Below are 1100 nucleotides of genomic sequence, written 5' to 3'. Positions count from 1 at the left end.
CGTGGGCGCCGAGGAGGCCAGGCAGTCCACCGCAGCAGGAGTGTCAGGTCGGGTCGGGTACGTAGAACTTGGTGGTGGCCTCGACTGCGGCCGCGACGTGCTCCGGTTCGCCACCGGCGGCCAGGTGGGCCTGGCCCCAGGCTGCGGCGCTGCGGCGGCCGAACTCGCGCCCTTCGGGCGACTTCTCGAACTCCTCGTGACCGGTGATCTCGCTGCCGGCCAGGAACCGCCCCAGGGCGAGGAGGACCAGATCCCAGCCGACGCCTCCGGCGCCGGGGCCGTAGGTCGGGAGCAGGGGCTCCCCGACGACCGCCGCGTGGATCAGCTCGAACTCGGTGTCGCCGGCCGGGCCCGCGGCCAGGCGCACTTCCACCTCGCTGGTGCCGGGCCAGGCATCGGCGTCCGGTCCATAGAGCCAGGACACCTTCAGCAGACGCGGCGGCTCGCACCGGAGGATCTGGCCGTGCTCACCACCGTCCAACGCGAACTTTCCGCCAAGCCGAAGGTCCCCGGTGACCGGCTTGAACCAGCGCTGCAACCGCTCGGGGCTGGTGATGGCGTCCCAGACGTCATCGATCTCCGCGTCGTATCGACGCCGCAGCTCGACGGTGTACGCCTCGCCGGCGGGCACGCTGGCGGTGCCCATCGTCCGGCGCACGGCAGCCAGCTCCTCGAGAACATCTTTCATGTCACGTCTCTTTCGGTGGCGTGTCGGTCGTGCCCGTGCCGGCGCCGGACCCGGCAGGTCGGACGGGTTCCCCACCGGCCAGGCGGCGTGCACGCCTGCCCCGGGCCAGCTCGGTTCCCAGGGCGTCGAGGCGTTGTTCCCAGAACCGGCGAAACCGATCCAGCCATGCGTCGACCTCGCTCAAGGGCTCGGGCTCGACGGCGTAGAACCGGCGCGTACCCTCAGCCCGCACCGACGCGAACCCGCTGTCACGCAGCACGCGCAGATGCTGGGAGACAGCCGGCTGGGAGATGGCGAACTCCGCCCGGATGATCTCCGTGATCGCCCCGGAGGTCTGCTCACCGTCGGCGAGCAGCTCCAGAATGCGTCGGCGCACGGGGTCACCGAGTACGTCGAAGGCGTGCACGACAGC

Annotated in this window: 2 protein-coding genes; both read right to left on the bottom strand. The window is 71.2% G+C overall.

All coding sequences use genetic code 11. The features are described 5' to 3' along the window. Positions 1-43: 43 nt before the first annotated feature. Entirely contained in the window at positions 44-688 is a 645-nt protein-coding gene (locus Psi01_RS42915) for an SRPBCC family protein (RefSeq protein ID WP_204069959.1), read from the bottom strand. Between the two features lies 1 nt (position 689). Next, positions 690-1100: ArsR/SmtB family transcription factor (locus tag Psi01_RS42910; protein ID WP_373872557.1), on the bottom strand; the 411-nt coding region annotated here is incomplete at its 5' end.

The organism is Paraplanobispora siamensis (genome assembly GCF_016863175.1).
Classification (GTDB): Bacteria; Actinomycetota; Actinomycetes; order Streptosporangiales; family Streptosporangiaceae; genus Planobispora; species Planobispora siamensis.
The sequence above is the reverse complement of the archived record's forward strand: the minus strand, read 5'-3'. Positions and strand labels throughout refer to the sequence as shown.